The sequence below is a fragment of the Aminipila sp. genome (assembly GCF_032051575.1).
Taxonomy (GTDB): Bacteria; Bacillota; Clostridia; order Peptostreptococcales; family Anaerovoracaceae; genus Aminipila.
The window spans coordinates 83,328-108,451 of record NZ_DAMBYD010000014.1; the positions used below are offsets into that span (position 1 = coordinate 83,328).

General features: G+C 35.5%; 27 protein-coding genes and 5 tRNA genes. 5 read left to right on the forward strand and 27 right to left on the reverse strand.

All coding sequences use genetic code 11. The annotated features are described in order from the left end of the window. Position 1: 1 nt before the first annotated feature. The 10 genes from cobT to RTW14_RS16970 all read right to left on the reverse strand — a co-directional run bounded on the left by cobT (position 2) and on the right by RTW14_RS16970 (position 7,667). Positions 2–1,072, reverse strand: a complete 1,071-nt coding sequence (cobT, locus tag RTW14_RS16925; RefSeq protein ID WP_312653641.1) for a nicotinate-nucleotide--dimethylbenzimidazole phosphoribosyltransferase — start codon at positions 1,070–1,072, stop codon at positions 2–4. 11 nt (positions 1,073–1,083) lie between these two features. Then, positions 1,084–2,013 carry a hypothetical protein gene (locus tag RTW14_RS16930; RefSeq protein WP_312653643.1) on the reverse strand — a complete coding sequence of 310 codons (930 nt, stop codon included), beginning with the start codon at positions 2,011–2,013 and terminating at the stop codon, positions 1,084–1,086. Beyond that, the gene (locus RTW14_RS16935) at positions 1,985–2,434 is read right to left on the reverse strand and encodes a hypothetical protein (RefSeq protein WP_312653645.1); all 450 of its coding nucleotides are present in this window, start codon (positions 2,432–2,434) and stop codon (positions 1,985–1,987) included. The genes RTW14_RS16930 and RTW14_RS16935 overlap by 29 nt, the downstream gene beginning before the upstream one ends. Positions 2,435–2,474: 40 nt before the next feature. After that, entirely contained in the window at positions 2,475–2,879 is a 405-nt protein-coding gene (locus RTW14_RS16940) for a hypothetical protein (protein WP_312653647.1), read from the reverse strand. Between the two features lie 192 nt (positions 2,880–3,071). Continuing rightward, a complete protein-coding gene (locus RTW14_RS16945; protein WP_312653650.1) occupies positions 3,072–3,218 on the reverse strand; it encodes a hypothetical protein in 147 nt (48 codons plus the stop codon). Between the two features lie 35 nt (positions 3,219–3,253). Then, positions 3,254–3,907, reverse strand: a complete 654-nt coding sequence (locus tag RTW14_RS16950) for a hypothetical protein (protein ID WP_312653654.1) — start codon at positions 3,905–3,907, stop codon at positions 3,254–3,256. Positions 3,908–3,943: 36 nt separating this feature from the next. Beyond that, entirely contained in the window at positions 3,944–4,882 is a 939-nt protein-coding gene (locus tag RTW14_RS16955) for a hypothetical protein (RefSeq protein ID WP_312653656.1), read from the reverse strand. Then, positions 4,854–6,257, reverse strand: coding sequence for an ATPase (locus tag RTW14_RS16960; protein WP_312653658.1), 1,404 nt, complete (start codon positions 6,255–6,257; stop codon positions 4,854–4,856). The genes RTW14_RS16955 and RTW14_RS16960 overlap by 29 nt, the downstream gene beginning before the upstream one ends. Then, a complete protein-coding gene (locus RTW14_RS16965; RefSeq protein ID WP_312653660.1) occupies positions 6,239–7,018 on the reverse strand; it encodes a hypothetical protein in 780 nt (259 codons plus the stop codon). The genes RTW14_RS16960 and RTW14_RS16965 overlap by 19 nt, the downstream gene beginning before the upstream one ends. Beyond that, on the reverse strand, positions 7,011–7,667 hold the full coding sequence (locus RTW14_RS16970; RefSeq protein WP_312653662.1) for a hypothetical protein: 657 nt from the start codon (positions 7,665–7,667) through the stop codon (positions 7,011–7,013). The genes RTW14_RS16965 and RTW14_RS16970 overlap by 8 nt, the downstream gene beginning before the upstream one ends. Before the next feature lie 251 nt (positions 7,668–7,918). Here RTW14_RS16970 and RTW14_RS16975 point away from each other — a divergent pair, with 251 nt between their 5' ends. Together RTW14_RS16975 and RTW14_RS16980 are read left to right on the forward strand one after the other, a co-directional pair. Beyond that, positions 7,919–9,472: an ABC-F family ATP-binding cassette domain-containing protein gene (locus RTW14_RS16975; protein WP_312653664.1), complete on the forward strand. Its 1,554-nt coding sequence runs from the start codon at positions 7,919–7,921 to the stop codon at positions 9,470–9,472. 169 nt (positions 9,473–9,641) lie between these two features. Continuing rightward, positions 9,642–10,487 (forward strand): DUF6612 family protein, encoded by an 846-nt coding sequence (locus RTW14_RS16980; protein ID WP_312653666.1) that lies wholly within the window; start codon positions 9,642–9,644, stop codon positions 10,485–10,487. Between the two features lie 103 nt (positions 10,488–10,590). Here the strand turns inward: RTW14_RS16980 and pduB are convergent, their stop codons facing one another. From pduB to RTW14_RS17035, 11 genes are all read right to left on the reverse strand, one after another. After that, positions 10,591–11,292 (reverse strand): propanediol utilization microcompartment protein PduB, encoded by a 702-nt coding sequence (gene pduB / locus RTW14_RS16985; protein ID WP_312653668.1) that lies wholly within the window; start codon positions 11,290–11,292, stop codon positions 10,591–10,593. A gap of 35 nt (positions 11,293–11,327) precedes the next feature. Next, positions 11,328–11,984: a ribulose-phosphate 3-epimerase gene (gene rpe / locus RTW14_RS16990; RefSeq protein WP_312653671.1), complete on the reverse strand. Its 657-nt coding sequence runs from the start codon at positions 11,982–11,984 to the stop codon at positions 11,328–11,330. Further along, positions 11,978–12,847, reverse strand: a complete 870-nt coding sequence (gene rsgA, locus RTW14_RS16995) for a ribosome small subunit-dependent GTPase A (RefSeq protein ID WP_312653673.1) — start codon at positions 12,845–12,847, stop codon at positions 11,978–11,980. Before rsgA ends, rpe begins: the two co-directional genes overlap by 7 nt. Next, positions 12,847–14,814, reverse strand: coding sequence for a Stk1 family PASTA domain-containing Ser/Thr kinase (pknB, locus tag RTW14_RS17000; protein WP_312653675.1), 1,968 nt, complete (start codon positions 14,812–14,814; stop codon positions 12,847–12,849). Before pknB ends, rsgA begins: the two co-directional genes overlap by 1 nt. 14 nt (positions 14,815–14,828) lie before the next feature. Continuing rightward, positions 14,829–15,557, reverse strand: a complete 729-nt coding sequence (locus tag RTW14_RS17005) for a Stp1/IreP family PP2C-type Ser/Thr phosphatase (RefSeq protein ID WP_312653677.1) — start codon at positions 15,555–15,557, stop codon at positions 14,829–14,831. A gap of 17 nt (positions 15,558–15,574) precedes the next feature. Continuing rightward, positions 15,575–16,870: a 16S rRNA (cytosine(967)-C(5))-methyltransferase RsmB gene (gene rsmB, locus RTW14_RS17010; protein WP_312653679.1), complete on the reverse strand. Its 1,296-nt coding sequence runs from the start codon at positions 16,868–16,870 to the stop codon at positions 15,575–15,577. A 1-nt stretch (position 16,871) separates the two neighbouring features. Further along, a complete protein-coding gene (locus tag RTW14_RS17015) occupies positions 16,872–17,573 on the reverse strand; it encodes a zinc metallopeptidase (protein WP_312653681.1) in 702 nt (233 codons plus the stop codon). Positions 17,574–17,584: 11 nt separating this feature from the next. Further along, complete coding sequence (gene fmt / locus RTW14_RS17020) at positions 17,585–18,535, reverse strand: methionyl-tRNA formyltransferase (RefSeq protein WP_312653683.1); 951 nt, start codon at positions 18,533–18,535, stop codon at positions 17,585–17,587. Continuing rightward, positions 18,525–18,989, reverse strand: a complete 465-nt coding sequence (gene def / locus RTW14_RS17025; RefSeq protein WP_312653685.1) for a peptide deformylase — start codon at positions 18,987–18,989, stop codon at positions 18,525–18,527. The genes fmt and def overlap by 11 nt, the downstream gene beginning before the upstream one ends. Positions 18,990–19,088: 99 nt before the next feature. Then, the gene (gene priA / locus RTW14_RS17030; protein WP_312653687.1) at positions 19,089–21,095 is read right to left on the reverse strand and encodes a replication restart helicase PriA; all 2,007 of its coding nucleotides are present in this window, start codon (positions 21,093–21,095) and stop codon (positions 19,089–19,091) included. Between the two features lie 18 nt (positions 21,096–21,113). After that, positions 21,114–21,776, reverse strand: a complete 663-nt coding sequence (locus tag RTW14_RS17035; RefSeq protein WP_312653689.1) for an epoxyqueuosine reductase QueH — start codon at positions 21,774–21,776, stop codon at positions 21,114–21,116. Positions 21,777–21,918: 142 nt separating this feature from the next. On the opposite strand from RTW14_RS17035, the gene RTW14_RS17040 reads away from it, so the two are divergent. After that, positions 21,919–22,827, forward strand: coding sequence for a TIGR01212 family radical SAM protein (locus RTW14_RS17040; RefSeq protein WP_312653691.1), 909 nt, complete (start codon positions 21,919–21,921; stop codon positions 22,825–22,827). A 55-nt stretch (positions 22,828–22,882) separates the two neighbouring features. Here the strand turns inward: RTW14_RS17040 and RTW14_RS17045 are convergent, their stop codons facing one another. Beyond that, complete coding sequence (locus RTW14_RS17045; protein ID WP_312653693.1) at positions 22,883–23,461, reverse strand: thymidine kinase; 579 nt, start codon at positions 23,459–23,461, stop codon at positions 22,883–22,885. 124 nt (positions 23,462–23,585) lie between these two features. Between RTW14_RS17045 and RTW14_RS17050 the strand changes: the two genes are divergently transcribed. After that, positions 23,586–23,924 carry a hypothetical protein gene (locus RTW14_RS17050; RefSeq protein WP_312653695.1) on the forward strand — a complete coding sequence of 113 codons (339 nt, stop codon included), beginning with the start codon at positions 23,586–23,588 and terminating at the stop codon, positions 23,922–23,924. A 52-nt stretch (positions 23,925–23,976) separates the two neighbouring features. After that, complete coding sequence (locus RTW14_RS17055; protein ID WP_312653697.1) at positions 23,977–24,516, forward strand: nitroreductase family protein; 540 nt, start codon at positions 23,977–23,979, stop codon at positions 24,514–24,516. Between the two features lie 32 nt (positions 24,517–24,548). Here RTW14_RS17055 and RTW14_RS17060 read toward each other — a convergent pair. The 5 genes from RTW14_RS17060 to RTW14_RS17080 all read right to left on the reverse strand — a co-directional run bounded on the left by RTW14_RS17060 (position 24,549) and on the right by RTW14_RS17080 (position 25,018). Beyond that, positions 24,549–24,624 (reverse strand) — tRNA-Phe (locus RTW14_RS17060). Between the two features lie 15 nt (positions 24,625–24,639). Next, positions 24,640–24,716 (reverse strand) — tRNA-Pro (locus tag RTW14_RS17065). Positions 24,717–24,741: 25 nt separating this feature from the next. Further along, positions 24,742–24,830: transfer RNA gene (locus RTW14_RS17070), tRNA-Ser, on the reverse strand. 33 nt (positions 24,831–24,863) lie between these two features. After that, positions 24,864–24,939 (reverse strand) — tRNA-Lys (locus RTW14_RS17075). A 3-nt stretch (positions 24,940–24,942) separates the two neighbouring features. After that, positions 24,943–25,018, reverse strand: a tRNA-Gln gene (locus RTW14_RS17080). Positions 25,019–25,124 lie beyond the last annotated feature (106 nt).

Consider the following 25,124-nt stretch of genomic DNA (forward strand, 5'->3'; position numbering starts at 1 on the left):
TTTATTTTCTAATGTCTATTCTATAGGATTGATCATATTTTATATCATCAAATGTAGCCATGTTATTCATAACAGCACATGATGCTGATATGATATGAAAGGCTAACGCACATCCTGTGCCCTCACCCAATCTCATATCCATTTCCAAAATTGGCTCCATTTCAAGTTCTTTAAAAATCAAATCATAAACTGGCTCTTTTGATTTATGGCTTGAGAAAATAAAGTCCTTTACTGAGGGATTCATCTGTGCTGCTACATAAGCGGAAAGCGCTGATATTACACCATCAATAACAATTGGAACTCTAAAATATGCTGCACCTAAGAAACATCCCACCATACCGGCTATATCAAGTCCTCCCACCTTTGCAATCACATCAATAGGATCCTTTGGATCCGGATTATTCAGTTTAATGGCATCACTTATAACCTGTTTTTTATGTATTAAAGCTTCATCTGTAAGTCCTCCACCTTTACCAACGGCATTTTCAGATGATTCTCCTGTCATCGTCATAAATACGGCACTTGTTGAACTAGTGTTTCCAATCCCCATTTCCCCTGTACCGATAAGCTGGTATCCTTCTGAAACAGCCAGCTCAACCATTTCTATACCAACCTCTATAGCTTTCACAGCTTCTTCACGACTCATAGCAGGACCCTTAGCAAAATTGTCTGTACCATATTTGATTTTTTTGTTGTATACTTTATCATTGTTATAATCAGACATAATACCTATGTCAACAACCTTTATATCTGCTCCTGCATGTGCTGATAATACGCCCATACCGCAGATGCCTTTTGTCATATTCATTCCCTGAATTAAAGTTATATCCTGTGGAGTTCCTGCAACTCCTTCGGCACATATACCATTATCTGCTACCATTACGATGGAGCACTTTTTTTCTACGCTATTATTAACCTTTCCTGTAATACCAGCCATTTTAACGGCCATTGTTTCAAGTTTCCCCAAACTACCAAGAGGCTTAATTAAACTATCCATGTGTTTCTGCGCTTCATCTACAGCTTTTTCATCTGCTCCCTTTATCCCTTTTAAAACTTCATCTAATGTTTTCATCTGCTTTCCTCCTAAAAGTCTGGATTAATTCCATATATCTGTACAATTTCAAACAAATCACTTGAGGCTATATCTGCTGGAGTGACAATTAGACCTCCGTCACTATCAACGTCATAACCAAACTGTTTATAAACATACCAAACCAAATGAGAGCAGTTCGTACTACGAAGGTCATCACTTTTAATGTTAGATAATTCAGGAAGAATCCCATACTTTATATCTAAGCATTTCTCTTGTACATATTCCGCCAGTAATTCCCCCAATTCTGCCTGTGTATACCCTTTCGATTTTGCTGCTTCTTCAGAAATTCTTAAATGCACAAGGGTTGGACAAGAACGCCATTTTGCTGTAGTCTCATACTCAGTAGGTTCACCCAGGTAAATTGCTTCTATCGTTTTAGCTTCCTTGCCTTTAGCAGGTTTACTAACAACAATTCCGCAGTGGCCATGCCGATATCCCATGGTATGTGTGGACAGATTTACAAGTACATCTCCAGGCCGCAAATCAACAATTTCATATCCTTTTACCTTTTCACCATTTTTATCTCTCATTCTTTCGTTGTATGTTAACACTCCTATTTTAGCACAAGTATATGGATAACCGTCAAAAAATATTTTCTGGAAATTTTTGATTTCTCTCTCATAGTCTTTTTTGTTTTCAATGATATAGTCTACTGCTGGTTTTCCTAACCCAGTTTGTCTAAAAATAGATTCATATTCCTCCTCCGTTAATTGTAATTTTTGATTTTCTTTTTTCCCAAATTCTCCAGCTGTCCTTATATCTTCAAATATATAATCCAAAGAATCTCTATTGTAATCTGGTTTATAAACAGGATGTTGCTCTGACTCATCTATGGCAATCCAAAGAATTGAAAAAGCGACAACTGCACTAATTGTCGCCCTTATAAAAAATTTATTGCGATTTTTCCTCTGGCAATTCATATCGGGCGCTTCTTTCCAAACTTGTCACTTCTATGAAAGGTACTCGGAATAAATCATCTGTCACTACCGATATTTTTACAGTTATTGCTGGTATTTTTTCTGCATTTGAGAGGGAATATCCCCTTTTCTCATCTTCAAATTCCATTTTATACTGTACCACTCCATTTGACAAAGCTTTTGAATTTCTTGTTATGTATGCCAGATAATTTTCTGTATAATTTATCCCTTTTTCATAATCAAATACTATGTTTCCTTTTGAAAACTCCTCATCATCTAAAAATAATGAAGACCCTGCTGCGCATTCCTCTGCTGCTTCTTTTATTAATAACTGCTCATGTCCATAAGTTCCTAAATCACCCTGATATACAATTGCAGAAACGCTTACCATAAATATTCCTATAAAAACAATAAACACTTTCATATTTTGCCCACCTAAAAAACTTCTATGCTAGTACTGATAATTAAATTTTTTCACTAGCCGTATAACTGTCTATAACATAGTTATACCTATTGTCCTCATCGGAAATCCCATAGATATTGTTAGCCGCCATTAATTCATCAATTTTTACAGTAATTTTGTAATAAATTAATCTTTCTTCGCCATTGCTATACCTATATTTCACCTTGCTGTCCGTTTCAATATTTATCTTTTCTGAAGTAATACCTGTAAGCCTAGTTATCTCATTTTTCAATTTCTCTTTAATCTCGTTTGTAAAACAGCCTTCTTGTTTAGCATCCTCCTTTGCGGCGTATACAGAAGCCTGAATAATCGAAGTAATTTGGCTGTTCTTTTGATCTAAGCCCATTTGTAACATAAAAATTATTAAAATCGGCAATACCCCCATCAGCACTATAAATTGTTTCATTTCACACCACTTTCCTGGCAAACTGCCTAAGGAGTATAAGTCCTAATGAGAACTCCCTGTTGCCAAATATGTTGCAAAGAAGAATTAATAGTCCCCTCACCGTTTCCCGCTATAATATTAAAAATGTATATTCCCAGCATAATCATGCTTACCAAAACTACATACTGCTTCATAACCACTTACCTTCAAGTCCTAGTTCATCATACTATTGGATATATTAGTTATTGCTTTAGTGGTTTTTTGACCAATACCATTCACATCCTCTTTAAATCCCATAACTACTCCTGCAATAAAAATGCCTAATGCAATAAAAGCAGCTAAAACTATTATCTGTTTCATTTATTTACCCTCCCTAGCAAATTGAATACTATCTTCTAAAAAAGTAGTTGTAGTACTTCTTTCTGATTAATAAAATATCCAACGTAAATAAAATTAATAAAAATTAAAATCACATTAAAAACTACTGGAAAATATAAGAAATCACTAATGATTTCATCTTTTCGCCTCTGCTCTGTCATTCTTATTTCTTTTATACTTTTTTGATGTGACAGTAAAATTTCTGAAAGCTCAAGTGGATTAATCTCATCCCATCGTAGTAATAATCCTGCAAACTCTTTTCCTATAGGTGTTTCTAAACTATCTGCCATGGTTTGCTGTGCTTCTTTCTTTTTATTCACCCGAAGAAGACTTAACATCTTAATATATATGCTTTGCAAAGCCCCTTCTCTTTGTGAAAGCTGCTCTATTATAAAATCCGTACTAACTTGTTTCCCCCTGTCTATTGAAATGATATTTCTTAAAAAGGATATTCCCTCATAAATCTCTTTATCTGCCATTTGATTTCGTCTTTTATTTTGCCATGCTCCCATCTTGCAATTCAAATTGTATCTTATTTTTGATTTTTGAGCTTTAGCTTCTAAATCCCTTATTAGTCCCCTCTTAAAATAAGTTTTTTCTTTATATAAAATGAAGTAGATTCCCATGCTAAATAAAGATAATGTTATAGCATAAAATATATTAATAAACATTGCCCTCCCCTAATCTTACCTAAGTATAAAATCCCATTAATAATCAAACTTTTGTCTGCTAACAATCTCCATTATTGCAATATTTATTAAAAACATCACACTGCTTACTGTAAAGAATAAAAAACCTTCTTTCGTGAACAGTTGATTTTCTATAAACTTAATAAAACTCATGCCTATATATCTTAAAGATATTACCACTGTGAATACATATAAGAAGGGAATCATATAAACTACAATTCTTACTGCTTCTGAATTAAGCCTCTTCCTCTCTTCAAAAATAGTTCTTGCATCCCGTAACTGCATGAGTATATCCTCAATGGCTAGAGATATGTTTATACCTTTCTCTGCAGCAAGCTGTATATTATAAGCAAACATCCTGCTCCAATTTGTATTGATTATACTTGCAAACTTATTAACTGCATTTTTTATTTCTTTGGGATTTCCTGTACTTCTAAGTTCTAAAAGCATTTTTAAAACAAATGGATTGCTGGCTTTTGTGTTTTTACTTTCTTCAAGTAGTTTTTCTAATGCCTCATAAACATTAAAATTTACAATTCTATACTGGTTTAAGAAATTACTGACTATCATTTCCCCCTCAAAACTGCTTTTCCTCCTTATTCCTTCAAATTTAATTCGAAGAAGTATATATGGTGCGGATGCTATACATGTGGCTAAAACTAGTGAGCTCATAATAGGTAAATTCCGATTAGCTAGAAGCATTACAACAAAATACACCCCACCCATAAATATGATTAAATATGTTCCTTTTATATTTAATGTAGCCCTTGTTATACAATCAAAATGTTTTTCTATCTTAGAAGAATTTTTTAGCTGCCGTCTTCTTTCTCTAAGTCTGTGTTTTGATTTTATCTTCGCATAATAATTTGCGATATCTCTACTATAAACAAAAGCTGTTCCGATTAAAAATAGTAAATATATACACATCTCAATTAAGACTTCCATTATGTGCTTCATTACCTGCCCCCTCAATTTCCATCGGATTGTGCACCTCCAATTCTTCTAGTATTTTTGAAAAAATCTTAAAGCTCTCTTGATCTTCTTCGATTCCTGCAATCCTTTTATCTTTGCTTATTGCATATCGCCATCCCCAACTGTCTCTCTGATAATTGTAGGCACAAATTTGAGTTATAATAATTTTGTTTGTTATCTTATCAAAATACATTTCATATATTCCTTTTAATCGCTTTTTTCCTTTATCCTTCAATTGAATAAAATGAAAAATGTAATCAAAACTATCTGCTGCCCTTCTCGCTATAAGTTCCATGTCACCTCCTAAACTAAGCATAACTTCTGCGGCTACATCATAAGGAAAATTCATGGGATTTCTTTCATGAAAAGTGATTTTAAGCCGTCTCGTGCCTTTACTGGCTATCCTTAGCACTGTATCTAGTGCAACTCCATCTCTTGCTTCCGCCATAATTAAGTAATCAGCATCACTTCTTAGTAAGTGCTTTGTTACAGTTTTTAGCTTATCTTCTTTTGCTAATATTTGGACAATAGGTGCCTTTGGCATTAACTTATGTAAACTTATCTCTGGGTCTGTCTCCAACATTACGCCTTCAAGACTTTCATCTTCATAACTCTGTAATGTAGCTAAAAAAGATGTTTTTCCACTTTTCATTGCTCCAGTAGTAGCCACAGAATAACCTAACTTAACCATCTCTTCTAATAAAGGAATACTATCCCATGGAATAGTGCCTCTTTTAGCCTGCTCTTCAAATGTATAATTAGGAATAATATACCGTCTGAAAATAATTACATCTTGCCCTGCCTTTACGGACTCTCCTCGAAATACAGTTATTCTTGTTCCGTCTAAAGTGTATATTTCATGAAAATCCTTATCTAAACGTTCTTCTGGAGTCATGAGTAGAAAAGCCCTAATTAACTGTTCCCTCCTTTCCTGACAAATTTCTTGAGGTTTTAAAACCATTTTTCCATGCTCCTGAAAATAAATTCTATTGCCTATAACTTTACAAGAACTGCTCTGTGCATACTCCTCTGAAAACCACTCAGCAATTCCTGATAATCCCCAGTTTTCGTGGTATATGGCTTCATCAAGACTTTTGTACCAAGCTGGAAATTCTGTCTCACCAGCATTATGTTTTTTAACAAAATATTTTATTTTATTTTTAAAAAACCCCACCTCTTTATCAAAGCCTATTATTGCATTTTTCTGTATGGAAAGCATCCTTTGAATATCTTTGTTTTCCTCTTCCCATTCTTGTTGAAATTCTAAATTTATTAATGTGCAGAGCGTTTTAAAATTAAATAAGCTTCTGTTTTTCTTTACTTCTTTTGATAAGAAACTGTCTAAATAAAATTTCTCCATAATTTATTTTTCCTTTGTAATTGTATTTGAGGTAACCCCGATGCCTTTAACACATTATTTGCTATCGTAGCAATATCTTCTAAATAACTATCTGTTTTAAATTCCATAAGTGTTTTATGTTCCAGCTCTGCTTGACGGTCATAACCAGCAGCCTGAATTTTAAAGGATTTCTCTTTATTAATACATAGTCTTTCCACTATGTATTTCAAGGTATGAGGATCTTCCTCACAGAATTTGTTAATAATAAATCCATCAAATTTTACTAGTGCTTTTTCAAACCATGGCAACATCTCCTCATACCTGAATAAATTTGATTCCAATTGGGTTAATATCAAATATTTTTTTGCGGCAATTGACAGTCCTCCTAATGCCAATCCGTTATTAAGATCACTTCCTGTGTCTGCAATAATTATTTCAAAACTGCCTGATACAGATTCTAATAGATATTTAGCTGCATCTGGAAAGTAATATCTTTCTTCTAATTCATTCGACAGACCAGCTAGAATATGTAAATTTTTTTTATGCCTGCAGTCCCTTACAAAATCTTTACTTATAAGCATCTGGCTGTCCAATTGCAGTTTAAATTCATCAATCGTTTTTACTTCTTCTTTTACAAACTCACAGTTTTTCCTTCCATTCAAAGATATAAATAGAACCTTTATATTACTATTTTGAGAAGCAATTAATTCAGCTACAGATTGTGCTGTCATAGTAACCCCCACCTTATGGTCTATACCATGAAATGAAAATAAATTATTCATATATGTTCTCCCCCTTTTGAATAAGCAAGAGTTTCATGCTCTGTTTCTCAGCAAGTTCCCAAATTTTTTTATACTCTTCAAGTGAGGTAATTATTTCTACGCGAGATATAATGGAACTGCTAAAATCCCTTTGCAAAACTTCCTCACTATGATTCCCCTCTGTTCCTACCACCTCTTGTTCATTTGAATCCTTTACATACGCAATTGGGAAAGTCCCTACATAACACTGGCCGCTTTCATCAAATATATCAATGGTATCCCCTTTTCGCAGCGAACTACTTCTACTATCAATCCAAACATCTTTAATTGGGAAAATAGAATTACCCTCAAGCAATATTTTATCTTTTTTCATAAACATCTTAGGAATTACTTGAGAAAGTTTAGGTATATATTGCTTTGCTACAAGACCTTTTATTTTATAAAAGCTTTTTGGAGTTATGGACCCAGGTATGGTACTCTCCGAAATATTATTTATTTCTACGAAATTTTGCTCCCCTATTATAGTTCCCCTTTGAATATTTTCCTTTGCAACCATTACACTGCTCATAAGCAGCTGTTCACGTCCTGTATTTTCCCACCACAACAAGGCTAGTACGGATAATACTATCAATATAATTCCAAGCAGTGGTCTAAGTATCCTCATTCTCATTAATCGCCCTCCCAATGTTTACATTTTTTACCATTTTCGTATTTCTATTATATAACGGATTATGTTTTTGTCAACCATTTTTTGACATATTATACATTTTAATACTTGATGCCTGAGTTAATGTAATTGAAAAAATTTTAACCAGTATTATTAACATTGACTTTTAGCCGTTTTACCAATAAAATAATATAAGTTCGCTATGAATTTAATTTAGCTTTTATAGCTGAATCAAAAATAGAATGGAGTTAATTATGAGTTTGTTAATAGTAGAAAATGTATCTCACGGTTTTGGCGGCAGAACAATTTTAGAAGATGCCTCCTTCCGCTTGCTAAAAGGTGAACATGTAGGCTTAATTGGTGCTAATGGAGAAGGAAAATCAACTTTCTTAAATATTATTATAGGAAATATACAGCCTGACGAAGGCAAAGTTGAATGGTCCAAAAATGTTACAGTCGGTTATCTGGACCAACATTCTTCCCTAAAATCTGGTATGAGTATTCGTGACGTTCTCCGTGATGCTTTCAAAAATATGTTTGAGCTTGAAAAAAAGATGCTGGGTATGTATGACCAAATGGCAGAAGATGGTGCTGACGTGGATTCACTAATGGAGGAAGCTGGTGAAATTCAGCAAATCTTAGATCACAGTGGCTTTTATACTATTGATGCTAAAATCAATGAAGTTGCCAATGGTTTGGGACTTGCTTCAATAGGTCTGGATAAAGATGTTTCTGAACTATCTGGTGGTCAAAGAACAAAAGTACTTTTAACTAAACTTCTATTAGAGGACCCATCCATTCTTCTTCTAGACGAGCCTACTAACTATTTAGATTTTGAGCATATAGAATGGCTAAAAAGATATCTTTTGGAATATGAAAATGCATTTATCCTAATTTCACATGATGTAGAATTCTTGAATTCTGTAGTAAATGTTATTTATCACGTAAATAATGGTGAACTTTCAAGGTATACTGGAGATTATAACAATTTCTTAAATATGCATGAAATAAAAATGAAACAACAAGAACGCGCCTACGAACGCCAACAGGCTGAAATCGAAAAAATGGAAGACTTTATTGCTAGAAACAAGGCTAGAGTCGCTACAAGAGGTATGGCAAACAGCAGACAGAAAATGCTGGATCGAATTGACGTTATCGAGAAGCCTAGAGAAAAACCAAAGCCATCTTTCCAATTTAAAGAAGCCCGAACCCCTAGCAGGTATTTAGTGCAAGCTAATGATTTGATTATTGGATATGGCGATCCTTTAACTAAACCACTAAACTTTGAAATCGAGCGTGGTATGAAGCTTGCAATTACTGGAACCAACGGATTAGGTAAGACCACACTTCTAAAAACTATTCTGGGCAAGATTAAGTCTTTAGGAGGAATGATTGAGCTTGGTGATTACCTTGCTCCAGGTTATTTTGAACAAGAAGCTGGAAGAGACAGTGAAATCACTGCTCTGGATTATATCTGGGAGAGATTTCCTTCCTATACAAACGGAGAAGTTCGCTCTGCACTTGCCAAGTGTGGCTTGACAAATGAACATATCACAAGCCAGATGAGAGTACTAAGTGGTGGTGAAAATGCTAAAGTTCGCCTTTGTGAACTTATGCAGAAAGAAGCTAACTGGCTGATTTTAGACGAACCTACTAATCATTTGGATGTGGAAGCCAAAGACGAACTAAAAAGAGCATTGATGGAATACAAAGGCTCCATACTGCTGGTATGCCATGAACCAACGTTCTATGAAGATTGGGTAACCGATATCTGGAATGTTGAAGATTGGACATTAAAAATAGTGTAAATAATATACATGACCGGTAAAATACCGGTCTATTTTTATGCTAAAATCAAAAATAAAAACATAATATATTGCAATAAGTGATAAAAAGTAGTATAATGGTGTGGTTTAGGGTGTAAAAATTTACCAAAGCAAAAGGTGGGAATTTATCTAATTTAAGGAGGACGAGAAAATGAAAATCTCAAAAAAATTAATAGCAATAGGAATGTCACTTACACTGATTACAGGTTTAACTGCCTGTGGCGGCTCCACTGACGTAATGAAAAATGCAGAAAAGGCCATTGAAAATGTAAAAAGCTTGAGCTATGACATGGATATGGATATGAATATGACCATTGGTGATCAAAAAATGGAAACTTCCACTACTGGTAAGATTGATTGCATCTCTGATCCATTAACTATGAAAATGGATATGAATATGAATATGGGCGCTCAGGGCTCTGCAAAAGTTACTATGTATGCAGAAAAAGCGGATGACAAATACATCATGTATATGAGTCCAGATGGTACAAACTGGATGAAGCAGACTTTAGGTGATGCTGCTGAATTAGAACAATACAATGCACAAAATTCCATGAAACTATATCTTGAAGGAATGGAAGATTTTAAAGAAACAGCTACTGAGAAAATAAATGGCAGCGATGCAGTAAAATACGAAGGTGTTATTTCTAAGGAAGCTATGGGCGATGTAATGGCAGCTTCAGGTGCAGGAAAACAGTTGACTCAATTAGGTATGACTGAAGAAGAAATTGATGCAATGTATAAAGATTTAGGTCAGCTTCCTGTAGCAGTATGGATCGACAAAGAAAGCTCACTTCCTGTAAAATATGAGATGGATATGACTCAAATAATGCAGCAAATGATGACTAAAATGTTAGAAGCTAAGGCTCAACAAACTCAAGGCGTAACCTTTAAAGTTGACAAAATGTTTATTTCCATGACGCTATCTAATTTCAATAAGGTAGATAAAATTGAAATTCCAGAAGCAGCTAAAAACGGTCAGGAAACTGCATTCTAAATCGTATAAAAATAAAAAGCTTTCTATGTTAAATATATAGAAAGCTTTTTTATTTTTCCTAAAATACAGCCGAATGACCGCCTTATAGTGGAATCCTTTGTAGCTACCATGTAGGTTCTGTCATAGAGACTGGGTTCTGTCCCATACCTCTAAGAACAGCAAGACCTACCTCTCTGGCCGCTAAAAGTGCCTGTTTTACTGCATCTGCATCTCCAGAAAACGTGATAATGATTTCATTGGTATAGCTTGTACCTACCGAAGGACTTGCATATTTACTCAATTCCACATTGCCAGCTTTCATTGCTGCATCAGCCATTAACATTCCTACTGCTGCAGGCGCACCAATGGTAATGCCAAACGCCTTATCCATAGGGGCAGAAAAAGCTGTATTAAGAGCATAACTAGCTCTTGCCGTATAGTGCAATTGTACATGTCCTGCATCACATACATATACATTACCAAAATGTTCATCTAATTCAGTAAGCATGATTTCTACCGCTCTTCTTGAATCAGATACATCCTTCGAGCCAAAAATAACAGTAATTCCATGACCTGCGCCACCTTTAGTATCTCTGGAAAACTCAATGGAAACAATTTCTGTATTGGTTTCTTTCACTGCTGTATCAGCTGCCATAACATGTGTTCCACCGCCTATTCTGGCACTTACAATTCCGATAGAACGGAATCTTGAATCCAGATTAATTTTCCCCCGTATACTAGCATCAAGATTTGCAATGACAAGACCTACTGTGTCGCCTATTCCAGCTCCTACAAATTCTGTTAATCCACAGTTTTCTAATGCCACAAAATTTCCCTCCATCATCTATATCTATTACTCTATTATCTATTAAAAATAGTCAAAAACTCTTTCACTCTAGCATCTATATCCGGCGCTCCGAACACAGCAGAACCTGCTACTACAAGTTCAACACCTGCATCAATTACTTCTTTTACATTGTCCAGGCCAATTCCACCATCTATTTCAATTTCATAATTCAGCCCATGTATTTCCTTAATCTGTTTCAAAGCCTCAACTTTAGCCAAAGATGACTGTATAAACTTTTGACCTCCAAATCCTGGATTTACAGACATTATCAGCACTAAATCCACTTCCTCCAATATAAAATCTAACGTACTTAAGGAAGTTGCAGGGTTTATAGCAACCCCTGCTTTTACTCCAAATGATTTTATATTTTGAATGGTTCTATGAAGATGCGGACATGCCTCCTGATGAACCACTATAAACTCAGTCTGATCTGTCACAAATTCTGCAACATATTTATCTGGATTTTCAATCATAAGATGAACATCAAATGGCAGCTTTGTTTTGCCGCAAAGACTTTTCATCACAGTTGCTCCATAGCTGATATTGGGTACAAAGTGGCCATCCATAACATCTACATGTATTACCTGAGCTCCTGCCTTTTCAATAAGGCTTACCTGCTCTCCTAGTTTTGAAAAATCTGCTGACAATATTGATGGTGCTAATCTTACCATTTTCTACTTTTCTCCCTTATTTCTTTAATCTGTTCAACATATGAGTGATACCTGCTTTTACTGATTTTGCCCTCTGCTACCGCCTCTCGTACACTGCAGTCGGGTTCTTTTATATGTCTACAGTTATCATATTTGCACTGTCCTAAGTATTCTTGCATTTCTGGGTATAAATGAGCAAGTTCTTGCTCATCTGCCTCAAGAACTTCAAAGGAAGTAAATCCTGGGGTATCAAAAATCATTGCTCCAAAAGCTGTATCAAAGATTTCCACATGTCTGGTCGTGTGTTTACCTCTTTTGGTCTTTTCACTGATTTCTCCTGTTTCCACAGCAGCCATAGGCTCAAGATCATTGAGAATTGTAGACTTTCCCACACCAGATGGACCTGCTAAAGCACATTTTTTGCCAGTCAGCAATTCCTTTAAGTCATCAATTCCCTCTCCAGTTTTGCCACTTAGAAATACCATTGGATAAACGCCTTGATATATACTCTTAAGCTTGTCAATTATGTCATTTTTGCCTAAATCTATTTTGTTTACACAAATTATAATATCGGTATTACTCTTTTCTGCCATGACTAGAAATCTGTCAATTATTGCGAAATTAGGTTCGGGATTTGCCGCCGCAAAAACTACTGCAAAACAATCAACATTCACAATAGGAGGTCTTACAAAGGAATTTCTTCTTTCCTTTATTTCAGTAATGAGGGCATCACTGCCCTCATTTAATTGGATTTCTACAATATCTCCTACTGCAACCTTTATTCCGTCTTTTTTAAAGATACCCCGTGCCTTACATTGATAAACAACATCTTCAGCTTTTACATAATAAAAACCAGCGATTCCCTTAACTACTATTCCTACCATTAATTAATTTCTCCAGTGTCGAAATTTACGTCCTTCTTCATTACAACTTCATTATCAAATAAAACGGTAACGGTTCCCTGTCCAGTTCCAGTTATAGAAGCCATTTCACTACCATCTTCTTTTAGCATCTGTTCTCTTGTGTAAATATTTCTTGTTCCTGACTCATCTGACACGGTAACTGTTAAGAAGAATACTACATTTTTAGCCTGACTAAAATCAATATCAAGCGCAATCGTCTTTGGCCCAGATGGCTCTGTTCCTGTACTTACCTTTACATTAACTGTAGCCCCTTTATCAACCGATTCTCCTGCACCAACCTGCTGCCACATTACCTGTCCCTTGCTGTAGGCATCACTCATATCTTCTCCCACATCTCCTATTTTAAGCCCTTCTGCTTTAAGGGCTTCTTTTGCTTTTTCAATTGTCATTCCTAATAATTTTGGCATAATAACCGTTCCATCATCTGTACCCTGGCTGACTACAAAATCTATAGAGCTTCCTGGTTTAGCTTCTTCACCGTCCTTAGGATTCTGACTGATTACCGTATCCTTTGGCATATCGCTTTTACCAATCGTTGCCTCTCCCACATCATATCCATACTTTTTTATAAGATATACTGCATCATCATAAGATCTCCCAACTATGTTAGGGACTGTACCTTCTTTGGAACCTTTGCTGATACTAACGGTGACTATTTTTCCCTTTTTGACCTTAGACTCCGCTGTTGGGTCTTGGGATACAATCTGGCCTTCCTCATACTCACCGTCATATACCTTATCACCCTCTTCAAGGGTCAGTCCTAGTTTTTCTAGTGTTTGGGTAGCCTCTTCCACTGTCTTTCCTGATAAATCTGGAACTGCTATTTCGCTGCCCTCGCCCAAAGTTGAAATTAAGTGATAAATTAATCCGCTTACTGGGATTGCGCATATAAGGGCTATTACTATGGCTGTAACCTTTATCTTGTTTAATCGAACCTTCTTCTTTCCATTCTTATTTTTTCCGTTCTTATTCTTTGCTTTTTTCCCCATATTTTCTATATCCCCCTCAGTAGAAATATTGTCATCGTTTTCTATAGGTTCGGAAGACAGTTCTACCATACCATTTCCAACGGTTCCCGCGTGTAAATAAACAGCATCTCCTACTATGCTTGATATTAAATCAACGTTCTTCAATGCTTCCATCATTTCGTCAGCAGATTTAAATCGATTTACCTGGATCTTATTGGTCGCTTTCATGATAATTTGTTCTAGAATAGGTGGTACACCACTTACTATTTTTGAAGGAGGAACGATTTCATTATTCATATGCATAAGCGCCACTGTTACAGGGTTTTCACCATCAAAAGGTACTTTTCCTGTAATCATTTCATACATTACAATACCGAGTGAATAGATATCAGATTTTTCATCTACATATCCGCCTCTTGCCTGCTCTGGGGAAAAATAGTGCACTGACCCCATTACTGTATCTGCGTTACCTACAATAGTTGCATTATCAACAAATTTTGCTATTCCAAAATCAGTAATCTTTGCTACTCCGTCATTTGTTACTAATACATTATGAGGTTTAACATCTTTATGTATTATATGGTTTTTATGAGCACAAGAAAGACCAGCAGCAATCTGCTGTCCTATATCTATTGCTCTTTTATAGTCAAAAGGTCCTTGCTCCTTAATAATATCGCTTAGAATCTTTCCTTCTACAAGTTCCATTACAATATAGTTAATATTGCCTTCTTTACCTACATCATAAACGCCCACGATATTTGGATGGACTAAACTTGCTGCTGCCTGTGATTCCTTCTTAAAACTTTCAACTAGCTTTAAATCCTTAGTAAATTCAGGCTTTAAGATTTTAATTGCCACATACCTATTTAAAAGTTTGCATCTTGCTTTATATACAACGGCCATACCGCCTTCACCAATTTGCTCCAGCAATTCATATCTGCCTGCTAATACTCTGCTCATATGAATTCTCCCCTCTACATCTTTACACAGACTACTGTGATATTATCATTCCCGCCTGAGCGGTTTGCTCTTGTTATGAGTTGATTACATAATTCTGACATTTGCTGTCCTGATGATAGGATTTCACAAATTTTACTATCCTCAACCTCTCCATGTAGGCCATCAGTACATAATAGCAGAATATCGTCTTTCATAAGCTTTACTTCAAATATATCCGGTTCTACTGTATCATCTCCACCAAGGGCTCTTGTAATAATATGCCTTTTGGAATGATTCCTCGCTGCGTCCTCTGTAAGGGCTCCAGACTTTATTAAGGTATTAACGTATGTATGGTCCTCGGTAATCTGTATTAGATTACCATCCCGCATTAAATATGCCCTGCTATCGCCTATATTTACTATATAAGCCTTCCGCCTTATTACATACGCCAAAACTAAAGTAGTGGCCATTCCCTTATTGTCAGTACTCTCACTAGATAGCCCGCAAATTAGGGAATTAGCCTCTCCTATGCAATTCACAAAATAATTTTTTATTTCTTCTCGGCCTTTTACCAATTTAATAGGATTCTTTTTTACATAATCAGCAACAAAACTTACTGCACTACGACTTGCAACTTCACCTGAATTACTACCGCCAACACCGTCAGCAACAATATAGATTTTATCCTCAGGTATTACAAAACATGAATCCTCATTATTTTTTCTTTTTAGGCCTCGATCACTTTTAAAACCTACTTGAACCATGACTTCTCCAATATTAACTAAATTAAGTTCTTACTTCTTACCATTTTGCACACATAAAAACCATCTGTCATATCAATATGCGGCATAAACTGACGTTCATGAACTATACTAAAATCCTTATTCTTTCTTAAAAATTCTTTTATAACTCTTTGATTTTCCTGTTTGTTAATCGTGCAAGTGCTATATTGAAGTACTCCGCCTTTTTTAACATATTTAGAAGAAACTGTAAGAATTTCTAATTGCTTTGCAGGTAAACTGTCAAAACCATTAACTTTCTTCTTATCTTTTATTTCTGGTTTTCTTCGAATCACTCCAAGCCCAGAACATGGTGCATCAACAATAACTCTGTCTGCTTTTTCTAAAAGTTCTGAGTCTACTTTTGTAGCATCCCATGTGGAGGTGTTTACAATAGAAATACCAAGTCTTTCGGCTTCCTTATTTATAATATTTAATTTTCTTAAATATATATCTCTTGCAATAATGCGACCACGATTACTCATTCTTTCTGCACTTGCTAAAGTCTTTCCTCCTGGTGCTGCACAAACATCAACAATCGTCTCTCCAGGCTGTGGATCAAGAATTTCAACGGTTTTCATTGAACTTTCATCTTGAACAGAAAAAAGTCCATTTTTGTATAACTGGCTTTCTAATATTCCATTACCTTTAGTAACTCGAAGGGCACTGTCACAAATGTGACTCTCCTTAACTTCAAAATTTTTTTCTGTTAGTCTTCTTGTTAAATCCTCTTTACCTGTTTTTAAAGTATTTACTCTGATACTTAATCCCGGATTGCCTTGTGAATTCTTTAATAATTCTTCCGTTGTTTCTGCACCATATTGTTCCATCCAAAGTTCAACAATCCATTCTGCACAAGAATATTTAATGGATAAGTGTTTTACTTCATCAAGGTTTCGATCAGGCAAGTTGACTGAAGCTTTTTCTCTTATATACGAACGTAATACTCCATTAATAAAGCCCTCTCTGCCCCTGCAAAATTTCTTAGCTAACAATACACTTTCATTAACAGCTGCATACTCTGGAACAGAATTCATATATCCAAGCTGATAAATCCCCATTCTGAGCACTACTAAATCACTCACCTTTATTTTATCAATGCCACTTGCAACAAAATGCCCTATGGTGTAATCAAGGTACTTCTTATTTTCTAAAACCCCATAGACGAGTTCTCTCACAAAGGAAGGAGAGCTTGGCTTTCCACAGATAATCTGGTGGTTAAGCGCAATATTGGAATACGATTTTTTTGACTCCACATCCAATAATGTGTAGTAAGCAGTTTTTCTGTTTGCGTCCATCTTATTGATTCCTTTCTCTTAAAACAAGTAATCTTAATAGGTTTGCAACTGCTGTAGCAAGTGCAGCAACGTAAGTCATTGCAGCCGCAGACAAAACTTTCTTGGCACTAGATTTTTCTTCTTGATATACGATACCTAAATTTTCCATTTGTTTCACAGCCCTGTTGCTGGCATTAAACTCCACTGGTAATGTAACCGCATGAAATAAAACAACGGAGGCAAAAAACAATATACCTATATCCATTATAAAATTGCCTCTTACAGAATTCCCCCCTCTAGCCATGACAACACCAATAAGCATCAAGGGCCATGATAACATAGAAGCAAAATTAACTACAGGAACAATTGTATTGCGGAGTTTAAGTGGTAAGTAAAATTCAGCGTGCTGAATAGCATGGCCAGACTCATGTGCCGCAATGCTTACTGAAGCGATTGATGGTTCATTAAAAACCCGAGGAGATAATCTCATAACTCTTGTTCTTGGATCATAATGATCAGAAAGAGTTCCGCTTACCATCTCAATTTTTACATCTCTAAGGCCATTATTGTCTAATATCATTCGTGCTGCCTGTGCACCTGTTATACCTCTTCTATTTCTAATATCTGCATATTTCCTATAAGCAGCACTTACCCTGCTCTGTGCATAAACTGCAAATAATATAGCTGGTATAAGTAAAATGATAGTTGAATTAAAATACCACATATTTTACACCCCTAATCAATTTTATTAAATACTTCCCCAATTTTAATTTGATTTCCTTTTAAATAGTCTGCAACTGACACTCTCTTCTTTCCTGGTACCTGAATAACTGTTATGAGAAGTATACTCCCCCCTGCCGATACTTCTATCCCTTCATTTGAGACATTCACAATAGTTCCATAGGGCACATCGCAAGCCTTTTCTATAACTTCTGCCCCCCAAATTTTTATAGGCTGGCCATTATAATAGCTATATGCACCAGGCCATGAATCTAAACCTCTAATAAGTCTTTCTATTTCCGCAGGTGTTTTAGAAAAATCAATTTCACCATCTTTTTTAAAAATCATAGCCGCATAAGTTGCCAGACTATCTTCTTGCTTTTCCCTTGTAATGTTACCTGATTCCAGATCTGGAAGCTTCTCTAATAGCAATTTTCCACCTAACTCCGCCACTTCATCGTGAAGTTCAGCCGCAGTCTTTCTGAGAATTGGAGTCGATAATTTAGCAATCATATCCCCAGTATCAAGACCTTCTTCCATATACATAAGCGTAACGCCAATATCCTTATCTCCTGCCATAATGGCTCTCTGCATTGGTGCTGCACCTCTCCATCTAGGTAAAATTGATGCATGAATATTAACGCACCCAAGCCTAGGTAAATGAATAATCTCAGGAGGTAATAGCTTTCCATATGCGGCAACAACAATTAAATCAGGAGCATATTCCTCCAATATTTCCAGGAATTCTTCATTACCTTTAATTTTTTCTGGCTGCAAAACTTGAATACCAAATTCTATTGCTTTTTCTTTTACCGCCGTAAATTGTATTTTTTTACCTCTATCTCTGGCTTTATCCGGCTGGGTAACCACATAACCTATTTCATGGCCGCTTTTATAAAGTGCTTCTAAACCAGGTACCGCGAATTCCGGTGTTCCCATATAAATAGTTTTTAATTTATTCTTCATCTGCATCCCTAATATCCTTAGCCTTATCAATATATAAAATACCATCTAAGTGGTCATTTTCATGACAAAAAGCAACAGCCTTAAATCCTTCAGCCTCATGAACTACTTGATTTCCAAATCTATCCAAACCCTTAATTTTAATATATTCAGGTCGTTCAACGGTTCCAATTACCCCTGGAACGCTTAAACATCCTTCATCCGCCCAGGCAGATCCTCTTGTTTCTAGTATTTCAGGATTTATCAATTCTATTACATCGTCTTCTTCCACCTCTATGATAAACATCCTTCTCATAATACCTACCTGAGGGGCTGCAATACCTACACCATTATGCGCTCTCATTGTTTCAAGCATATCATCTAAGATTGTTCGGATTCTATTATCTATTTCTGTAACCTCTCGGCACTTTTTTCTTAAAATTTCATCACCTTCAACTACAATATTTCTTAAAGCCATTTTCAACCTCCATTATTTCAATCAATAGCATTAAATTATACCATAAAAATTAGGCTACATAAACAGTTTCGCCAATATTTTCTGCTTTCTTTCATTATTTTAGTATGGATTTATATCTACTGAAATAGTATACTGCTGTTTTTTTCCTGTATTTACATTTCTTTTCACCTTTTCAACTGCATTTAAGCATTCTCCCCGTTTGCCCTTAGGACACTTTATTAAAATATAATATCTATAATGTTCCTTTTGATTATTAAGCATTAAAGGTTGTGGTTCAAATACATTGTTTCTAAGTTCTTCACTCAATTCAGATTTAACCGCAGCCATTGTCTTTTGGGCTCCTTCTATACAAACCTGTTCATTTTTGGCAATTACTATAACCTGAATAATATCACTAAAAGGTGGGTATTGCATGCTTGTTCTCAATAAAATTTCTGTCTTGTAAAACATGTTGTAATTTTGCTGGGCTGCCGCCTCAATACTGTAATGCTCTGAAGTGTAAGTCTGAATAACAACCTTTCCTTCTTTTTCGCCCCTTCCGGCTCTTCCAGCTGCCTGAGTTATCAGCTGAAAAGTTCGTTCCGCAGCACGGTAATCTGGGATATTTAATATGACATCCGCAGAAATAATACCTACAAGTCCAACATTTTTAAAATCAAGCCCCTTGGCTACAAGCTGAGTACCTATTAGTATCTTGGTTTTCCCTTTTCTAAAATCATTTATTATTTTATCAACGCTTCCCTTAAGCTTTATAGTATCTAAGTCCAGTCTTGCAATAGGGTAATCAGGGAAGATGTTAGAAGTAAGTTCCTCCACTTTCTCAGTTCCAGTTCCAAAGTGCCTTATATATTTACTGCCACATTCCGGACATGTTTTAGGTAATGGTTCCATTTTTCCACAATAGTGGCAGACTGCGGCATTCTTAGCCTTGTGGTAGGTAAGAGAAATTCCACATTCAGGGCATTTCATAACATATCCACATTCCCTGCAGGTTACAAAGGTAGAATAGCCTCTTCTGTTGAGGAATAAAATCACTTGTTGTCCTTCTTCTAAGCATTCTTGCATCTCATTATATAATAATCTGCTAAAAATAGACTTATTCCCTAGTTTTAATTCTTCCCTCATATCTACTATTTCCACTTTTGGCAGAGACATTTTATTATATCGCTCTTTTAATTCTATTTTGTTATATATCCCTTGTTCTGCCCTATATGTAGACACCACAGAAGGTGTTGCACTACCTAATATCACCAGTCCATCAAAAACTTTTGTCCTTTTAATGGCGACTTCAAGGGTGTCATATTTAGGCGACATATCGGACTTGTAAGTTGATTCATGCTCTTCATCCATTATAATAATGCCGATATTCTCTAAAGGAGCAAACACCGCAGACCTTGCACCTATAACAATTCTTACTTGTCCACTTCTTATTCTAACCCATTCATCATATCTTTCACCTAACGAAAGCTTACTATGAAGTACCGCTATTTTATCCTGCCCAAACCTGCCTATAAATCTTTCAATGACCTGGGTCGTTAAGGAAATTTCCGGTACCATAACAATGGCGTTTCTGCCACTTTCCAATACAGCATTTATCAGTCTGATATAAATTTCTGTTTTCCCACTCCCTGTGACACCATGTATCAAAAATATTTCATGCTGCTGTTTTTTTATATATGGGTTAATCTGGCTAATAGCCGATTCTTGTTCTGCAGTAAGCTCTTTAATTGAATTTTTTTCTCCAGCCATATCTTTGTATGGAATTCTTTTTTTGCCCCGTTTAGAGACACTACCTGCTGGCGTAAAACAGCTTATTGCATCTATATATCTACATAAATATCTTTTTCTCATCCATTTGCAAGTATCTATCATCTCAGCAGAAAGACAAATTTCTTCATCAATGCTTTCTACATATTTTAATCCTTTTATTTCATTGTCAATAGAATCCATCACATCAAAAATATATCCTGTTTTAAATTTGTTCCCACGTGCAAAAGGCACTAGAACTTTGCTGCCTACTATAATTTCATCTAAACTTGAAGCATAAGTATATAAATTATCTGTATTATCATTATTATTATCAATAGCTACGTTTACGTATTTCATAAATCTCCAATTCAATATTTATTCCCATTTCGAAAAGCAGCAGCCACAATAATTCTGCCTATACAATCCATATTCTTTAGACAATTCTACACTTCTCTGATATCCTGCTTTTTTCTTAAAATCCATATCCAAAAATGAAAGTCCATAATTTAGAGCAAAATCTTTTCCTATTTTAGATATAAGCAAATAATTTTTATGTGGGCTTACAGTTAATGTCGTTCCAAACAGTTCATACCCATTTAGTTTAGCCTCTGCTGCTGTTCTTTCCAGCCTTAATCTAAAACATTCTGTACAGCGTTTTCCCCCTTCTGGTTCCTCCTCAAGTCCTTTCACCATACGAAAAAATTCATCAGGGAAAAATTCACCCTCTACAAAAGTAACCTTGTCTTCTTCCTCTACCTTTTGATTGTAGGCCTCAAGAAATTCCAGCTGGGCTGCCTTCCTTTTTTCATATTCTTCTTTTTCTGTAATATTTGGGTTGTAAAAAAAGATTGTTACATCATAGCTTCCCATTAGTCTTTCTATAACTGCAGTACTACAAGGTCCACAACAACTATGAAGTAATAATTTAGGCTTTTCCTTCACCCGATCTTTTATATCATCAAATAGAACAATTTCTTTCTCGTTAAAGAATTTTTCTATAATTTCACCAGTAGGCTTAATCTGTCTGTTATCGTTCATTTTTTCCCCCAAATCATATCTTAAAAAATATAATGTAATTATTATATCATAAAATAATACTTTAAATTTATGATATAATAAAAATTCAATGAATACGGATATTACCATACAAATGTTCAAATAAAATTTAGAAGGAGTTTTCATGAAAGCAGTTCTATGCGATGCTGTAAACCCAATAAACAGCATCGGGTCATATTTAAAAGATTACTTTGGGAAAAAAACAGTTAAGCTATCCCTAGACGGCGGTTTTACCTGTCCAAATAGAGATGGCAGTAAAGGCATAAATGGATGTATATTCTGCTCTGCAGATGGTTCAGGTGATTTTGCCAGTGATATTTCTGGACAGATAAAACTTCTATCAGACAAATGGCCAAACAGTAATCACTTGGCTTATTTTCAAAATCATACAAATACCTACGCCCCAGTTTCTGAACTGAGAGAAAAATACTATTCTGTAATAAATAATTCTGATATTTCAGGTATTGCTATTGCCACACGCCCTGATTGCCTTTCTGATGAAATATATGAGTTACTTGATGAAATTAATAAAAAAACATTCCTGTGGATAGAATTAGGCCTTCAAACAATCCATGAAAACACTGCCGAATTAATTAACCGTTGTTATGCTTTGGAAGCGTATGATGAAGCCATAAAAAGACTTAATCAACTAAATATACGTACAGTAGTGCATCTTATTTTCGGGCTCCCTGGAGAGTCAAAGCAAAACATGCTTGATTCAGTAAAGTATGTTTGTAAAGATAACATATTTGGATTAAAAATGCATATGTTAAATGTTGTCAAGGGCTCTCAGATGGAAAAACTTTATCCTGACTATATATCCTTTAACAGCATTGAACAATACGTAGATTTAGTAGTTGATGCACTAGAAATAATTCCCCCTAGAATTACTATCCATCGTATGAGTGCAGATGCACCAAGGCCAATACTGATATCCCCTGAATGGAGTTATCAAAAACGAACAATCCTTAATGGAATACACAAGGAGCTAAAAAATAGAAACAGCTGGCAGGGAAAGAAATATTTAGAATGATTCCATTGTAAAAGGGGAATGGTGTGAAATCACCATTCCCCTTTTTTATTATACTCTAAGGCTCTAATCTGCCATCATTATAATGTTTTCTGCAAAGTGAAACATACATATCATTTCCACCTACAACAACTTGTTCTCCCTGTTTTACAAACTTTCCATCTACAACTCTAGCCACCATGGTAGCTTTTCTTCCACACCAGCATATAGTTTTAATCTCTTCAATTTTATCAGCGTAAACTAACATATAGTATGAACCTTCAAATAATTCATTTCTAAAATCGTTCTTTAATCCATAGGCCAGTACTGGAACATCACAGCTATCTACTACTTCCACTAATTCCTGAACATGGTGTTTCTTTAAGAATTGACACTCATCAACCAGCACACAATCCACTTTTTCCTTTGCATTTTCCGATAAAAATAATTCTAAAATATTTGTATCATCTGCAACCATTACAGCTTCTCTCTGTATACCTATTCTTGAAGTCACTACCCCTGCTCCATATCGGTCATCAACACTTGGAACTAAAGTCAAAACTCGTTTTCCTCTTTCTTCATAATTATATGCAACTTTAATAAGTTCAATAGACTTACCTGCATTCATTGTACTGTATCTATAATATAGCTGTGCCACTCTTTTTCCTCCTATATATACCTTTTGTCTGTTCGAATACATATATCATTGTAATTGAAATTTTCCCTAAAATCAAATATAATTATTAAGGACAAATTGTTTTATAGGAAGGATAAATTTAAAAATGGAATTATTTTGGTTAATTGCAAAATGCGTTTTGGTTGGAGTCATATGGGCTGCGTTGCTCATACCAGTTATATTTAATCATGGAGGAGCCATTAAATATGTTCTTACCGTATGTATTATAGCTGCCCTATGTTTCTTTTTTAAGAGTTATAATGCGCTCATAAATACTATGACGCTTATTGCCCTGGTTGCCCTTGTCATATCCTTTATTACCTCCATGGCTGTTTTCGAAAAGGAATCTAAGGTCAAATCTAAAGTTATTGCTTTTTCCTGCATTATAGCTGGCCTATCCTATCTAGTTACCATTTTATTTTTTAACAGTGTACATATTCTATAATATATTAGAAATGATTTTTAGTAATGATAATTATAGGAGGACTAAAATTAATATGCTATCAGAAATACAAAATCGAAGAAGTATTAGAAAATATAAAAATAAAGATGTTGAAAAAGAAAAGATTTTACAAATTATAGACAGTGCTCGCTTATCCCCTTCTGGAAGTAACACTCAGCCATGGAACTTTATTGTTATTACGTCAGAAACTATGAAAGAAAAAATAACCTATGCTGATCACAGTCAAAGTTGGATGATGACAGCACCAGTATTCATTGTTTGTGTTGCTGATATTCGTTGCCGAATTGACAGTAATGTCACCATATGGTTAGATGAAAACAGTCCTGAGCCAGAATTAAAACAAATCATCAGAGATACATCAATAGCCATAGAACATATGTGTCTTCAAGCAGAGCATCTAGGCTTATCAACTTGCTGGACAGCCTGGTTCAATCAAAAGGATCTTAGACCGATTTTAGGTATTCCTGAAGATAAATACGTATGTTGTGTCCTTACATTAGGATATAATGATGAATTGCCTAAACAACGTCCAAGAAGGCCCTTAAATGAATTAATTAGATATGAAAAATGGTAAAAAAAAACCGTTTCGTTTGAAACGGTTTTTTTTGGTGCCCAGACTCGGAATCGAACCAAGGACACGAGGATTTTCAGTCCTCTGCTCTACCTACTGAGCTATCTGGGCATGCTTTATAAAAAATGGTCGGGGTGGCAGGATTTGAACCCGCGGCCCACTGGTCCCAAACCAGTTGCGCTACCAAGCTGCGCTACACCCCGATACAAAGCAAAATTTAACTTCATGTGGCGGAGAGGGTGGGATTCGAACCCACGGTCCCTTTCGGAATCACTGGTTTTCAAGACCAGCTCCTTAAACCACTCGGACACCTCTCCATCAATGAGTTCTACTTCTTATTTAAATTAAATTGGTGACCCATCGGAGATTCGAACTCCGGACACCTTGATTAAAAGTCAAGTGCTCTGCCAACTGAGCTAATAGGTCACATGGCTGGGGTAGCAGGACTCGAACCTACGAATGACGGAGTCAAAGTCCGTTGCCTTACCGACTTGGCTATACCCCATTCTCAAAGCCTTAACCCAATTTAATATTGAATTACGGCGAGTCTTAAATAAAAAAAATGGTGAGCCCATAGGGATTTGAACCCCAGACACACGGCTTAGAAGGCC

Coding starts and splice junctions, on each gene's coding strand:
- cobT (WP_312653641.1), bottom strand. CDS start 1,072: ATGAAAACATTAGATGAAGTTTTAAAAGGGATAAAGGGAGCAGATGAA.
- RTW14_RS16930 (WP_312653643.1), bottom strand. CDS start 2,013: ATGAATTGCCAGAGGAAAAATCGCAATAAATTTTTTATAAGGGCGACA.
- RTW14_RS16935 (WP_312653645.1), bottom strand. CDS start 2,434: ATGAAAGTGTTTATTGTTTTTATAGGAATATTTATGGTAAGCGTTTCT.
- RTW14_RS16940 (WP_312653647.1), bottom strand. CDS start 2,879: ATGAAACAATTTATAGTGCTGATGGGGGTATTGCCGATTTTAATAATT.
- RTW14_RS16945 (WP_312653650.1), bottom strand. CDS start 3,218: ATGAAACAGATAATAGTTTTAGCTGCTTTTATTGCATTAGGCATTTTT.
- RTW14_RS16950 (WP_312653654.1), bottom strand. CDS start 3,907: ATGTTTATTAATATATTTTATGCTATAACATTATCTTTATTTAGCATG.
- RTW14_RS16955 (WP_312653656.1), bottom strand. CDS start 4,882: ATGAAGCACATAATGGAAGTCTTAATTGAGATGTGTATATATTTACTA.
- RTW14_RS16960 (WP_312653658.1), bottom strand. CDS start 6,257: ATGGAGAAATTTTATTTAGACAGTTTCTTATCAAAAGAAGTAAAGAAA.
- RTW14_RS16965 (WP_312653660.1), bottom strand. CDS start 7,018: ATGAATAATTTATTTTCATTTCATGGTATAGACCATAAGGTGGGGGTT.
- RTW14_RS16970 (WP_312653662.1), bottom strand. CDS start 7,667: ATGAGAATGAGGATACTTAGACCACTGCTTGGAATTATATTGATAGTA.
- RTW14_RS16975 (WP_312653664.1), top strand. CDS start 7,919: ATGAGTTTGTTAATAGTAGAAAATGTATCTCACGGTTTTGGCGGCAGA.
- RTW14_RS16980 (WP_312653666.1), top strand. CDS start 9,642: ATGAAAATCTCAAAAAAATTAATAGCAATAGGAATGTCACTTACACTG.
- rpe (WP_312653671.1), bottom strand. CDS start 11,984: ATGGTAAGATTAGCACCATCAATATTGTCAGCAGATTTTTCAAAACTA.
- rsgA (WP_312653673.1), bottom strand. CDS start 12,847: ATGGTAGGAATAGTAGTTAAGGGAATCGCTGGTTTTTATTATGTAAAA.
- pknB (WP_312653675.1), bottom strand. CDS start 14,814: ATGAGCAGAGTATTAGCAGGCAGATATGAATTGCTGGAGCAAATTGGT.
- RTW14_RS17005 (WP_312653677.1), bottom strand. CDS start 15,557: ATGGTTCAAGTAGGTTTTAAAAGTGATCGAGGCCTAAAAAGAAAAAAT.
- rsmB (WP_312653679.1), bottom strand. CDS start 16,870: ATGGACGCAAACAGAAAAACTGCTTACTACACATTATTGGATGTGGAG.
- RTW14_RS17015 (WP_312653681.1), bottom strand. CDS start 17,573: ATGTGGTATTTTAATTCAACTATCATTTTACTTATACCAGCTATATTA.
- fmt (WP_312653683.1), bottom strand. CDS start 18,535: ATGAAGAATAAATTAAAAACTATTTATATGGGAACACCGGAATTCGCG.
- def (WP_312653685.1), bottom strand. CDS start 18,989: ATGGCTTTAAGAAATATTGTAGTTGAAGGTGATGAAATTTTAAGAAAA.
- priA (WP_312653687.1), bottom strand. CDS start 21,095: ATGAAATACGTAAACGTAGCTATTGATAATAATAATGATAATACAGAT.
- RTW14_RS17035 (WP_312653689.1), bottom strand. CDS start 21,776: ATGAACGATAACAGACAGATTAAGCCTACTGGTGAAATTATAGAAAAA.
- RTW14_RS17040 (WP_312653691.1), top strand. CDS start 21,919: ATGAAAGCAGTTCTATGCGATGCTGTAAACCCAATAAACAGCATCGGG.
- RTW14_RS17050 (WP_312653695.1), top strand. CDS start 23,586: ATGGAATTATTTTGGTTAATTGCAAAATGCGTTTTGGTTGGAGTCATA.
- RTW14_RS17055 (WP_312653697.1), top strand. CDS start 23,977: ATGCTATCAGAAATACAAAATCGAAGAAGTATTAGAAAATATAAAAAT.